Source organism: Streptomyces sp. NPDC057623 (assembly GCF_042800355.1).
Taxonomy (GTDB): Bacteria; Actinomycetota; Actinomycetes; order Streptomycetales; family Streptomycetaceae; genus Streptomyces.
In genome coordinates this window covers 1-2,580 of sequence record NZ_JBHVGZ010000167.1, presented here as the reverse complement: position 1 = coordinate 2,580, position 2,580 = coordinate 1, and the positions used below count along the sequence as shown (strand labels likewise).

General features: G+C 68.6%; 3 protein-coding genes and 1 pseudogene. All 4 read right to left on the bottom strand.

Annotated elements, in window-relative coordinates; translation table 11 throughout:
* Positions 1 to 427 precede the first annotated feature (427 nt).
* Complete coding sequence (locus tag ACFU95_RS50875; protein WP_383844740.1) at positions 428 to 1,168, bottom strand: hypothetical protein; 741 nt, start codon at positions 1,166 to 1,168, stop codon at positions 428 to 430.
* Positions 1,108 to 1,611, bottom strand: a complete 504-nt coding sequence (locus tag ACFU95_RS50870; protein ID WP_383844737.1) for a transposase — start codon at positions 1,609 to 1,611, stop codon at positions 1,108 to 1,110. The genes ACFU95_RS50875 and ACFU95_RS50870 overlap by 61 nt, the downstream gene beginning before the upstream one ends.
* On the bottom strand, positions 1,596 to 2,000 hold the full coding sequence (locus ACFU95_RS50865; RefSeq protein ID WP_383844734.1) for a transposase family protein: 405 nt from the start codon (positions 1,998 to 2,000) through the stop codon (positions 1,596 to 1,598). The genes ACFU95_RS50870 and ACFU95_RS50865 overlap by 16 nt, the downstream gene beginning before the upstream one ends.
* Positions 2,001 to 2,054: 54 nt before the next feature.
* Positions 2,055 to 2,467, bottom strand: a pseudogene (locus tag ACFU95_RS50860) (hypothetical protein); the annotation flags it as partial.
* Positions 2,468 to 2,580 lie beyond the last annotated feature (113 nt).

Sequence of the window (2,580 nt, the reverse complement as noted above, 5' to 3'; positions counted from 1 at the left end):
CCGGTGGCCGTTCAACTATGCGGGCACCATCCCGATGCCGGAGCAAACCCCCGGATCAGGTCGAACCCGTACACCACTTCTCTGGACGCAACCTCCGGGCCTTGCACCTCGCGCTACCGGTTCAGTGCCGTCCAGGGCCCGGACATGGTGTGCACTCCGATTACCGACCTGTGCTCGGTCTGTGTCGCCGACAGGTCTGGAACTTGTCCGTACTTCCACACCTCTGCAGGCAGTGCGATCCGGGTGGCTTCATGTTCGCGGTTGCAGGCCGCCCACGCGCGTGGATGGGCAGGTGCTCCTCGGCGGTTCCGTCACGAACTCAACTGGACGGCGCGACCGGGGACCACATGTCGGCGTACACCTGAACGTGGCCCTGGCAAGATTTTCGTGGAGCTGGGGTGTGCCACCGTGCGCCGGTGACGCTTCGTCACGGGTGGCGGCGTCGGAGCAGGGCCATGAGGATGACGCGGTGGCGGAGTAGCGGGACTCCCGCGCGTCCGGCCGTGATCCGTTTCTGGAGCTTCAGGTCGGTGATGCGGCCTTCGTTGACGCCGGAGTTGAATGGGGTGGTGATGCCCTGCACGACTGCGGGCTGGTCTTCGCGCATGGCCTTGGCCAGCCCGGCCAGTGCGGCAAGTGCGGCAAGTCGGGAGGCCGCGAGTTGGTCGAGCCAGTCCAGTAGCGGGGCGGCATCGCGGGCGTCGAGCATGGCCGCGAACTGCCGTACCAGGTCGTGGGTTCGGTCCAGCTCCGGGCAGTGCTCGAACAGCCGGCGGAGTGCCTCGGTCGCGTGCAGGCCGCGCCGGGACGGCGTGGTGATGATCCACCGTGCGGCCTGGCGGGGCGAGGGTGGCCGCTCGCGCGGTGTGTCGATCGGCAGCCCGCGACGCAGCGGCGCGATGGCCATTTTGACCCGCTGATAGTGGCCGCAGTAGCCCTTGGCGGCGATCTCCTGGTGCAGCACCGTCGCGGTGTGCTCGCCTTCCTCCCAGCGCTGCCGCAGGTACTCCAGATACGGATCGAGGCTCGTGGACCGGCGGGGCGGAGGGCGCCGTACGCACTCCTGCCAGGAGGCTGCTCGTGCGTACTTGGCCACGGTGCGTCGGTTCAGTCCCAGCTCGCGGGCGATGGCGCTGAGCGAGCGGCCGGAGTCGGAGACCGCGTGCACCGTCTCGAACAGCCGCTTGGCGTGGCGCCGAGCGGGAGTATCGGCGGCCTCGGGCCGTTCTGCGGACGGTGGGCTGGTTCGGCGTCAGGCACTGTGGCGAACAGGCAGCCGCGGTGGGCGGCGATGTCCGAGACCCGTTTCGAAAGCCCTTGCCAGAGGTGGAAGCGATCGCTGACCTGAACCGCGTCCGAGGCTCCGTCGGTGATGCCCTGCCGGTAGACCAGCAAGCGGTCCCGGCAGACCACCTGCACGCCGGGATGCATGCGCAGCCAGTCAGCCAGTTGCTCGGCATCGCGCCCAGCCCACAAGTCGATCGGCAGCCGCGTGTCGGCATCCACTAGCAGCGTGCCGTAGACGTCCGCGTACAGGGCGAAGTCGTCCACGCCCAGCACTCGCGGTGTCGCGGCCGACGGCAGCCGCATGCGCATCAAGTGGAACAGCACGTCCGTGACAGCGGCACCTTCAGGATGTGCAGGAGCCGGGCGCCGCCGCGGCCGGCGAGCAACACACCGGCCATCTCCACCAGGTGCTGCAGCAGCGGGCTGCGGCGCTGGTAGCGCACCGTTAGCCCCTTGACCTGCTCGGCGAATGTCCGCCGAGTGCAGTGGGGGCTGTCGCAGAACAACCGCCGCACCGACAGCACGATCAGCACCGGGCGGCCACCGACAGCGACGTCGGCCAACGTGCGGAGATACCGGCTGTGCACCCGTTCCGACTCGCGGCCGCAGTCCGGACACGCCACCATCAACTCCCGGGTGCGGGCGGAGATGCGGACCACACCGCCCGCCGACCACACCCGTTCCACCCGCACCGCATCCAGGTGCGAAGACATGATCCGTACGAGGTCATCACACTCGCTGACACTGCCGTCACCCGTGACGGAGCGTCACCGGCACACAGTGGCACACCCCAGCTTCACGAAAATCTTGCCAGGGCCAGAGAAGTCCGTACGCCGACACCACATGCCGAGCCACTCCTCGGCGCCCCATGCCTCGAACCGCTCCACCTCGGTGAACCCCAGCTTCGCCGCGAGGCGCATCGACCCGTCGTTGGCGGTGGTGAGCATCACCGGCGCGCCGGGAAGGACGCCGTCTCGCCGGCCGAGTGCTACCGCGCACGCCTCGGCGGCGCACCCGAATCCCCACGCCCATGTACAGGAGCAGCTAGCCGAGATCGGCCTTCCCCTCGCAGCCGGACGATGGTGCCCGGCTGCTCTCCCCAGCAGGATCCGGCCGATCATCACCCCGTCGAGATCAACAACGAAGCTCCCGGCCACCGCTCGGGCACCTCAGGCGTCTCCGGAAGCCGGCCCCCGATCTAAAGCGCGTTGCAGAAGGCCGTGATCTGGGCATTTCCCTTGTATGCGTGGGGTGTTGAGGGCTGAGCCGTTGTGGGTGGAGACGTTCACGGGG

Bases quoted from the DNA above. Each gene is read 5' to 3' on its own strand.
- ACFU95_RS50865 (WP_383844734.1), bottom strand. From the start codon at position 2,000: ATGTCTTCGCACCTGGATGCGGTGCGGGTGGAACGGGTGTGGTCGGCG.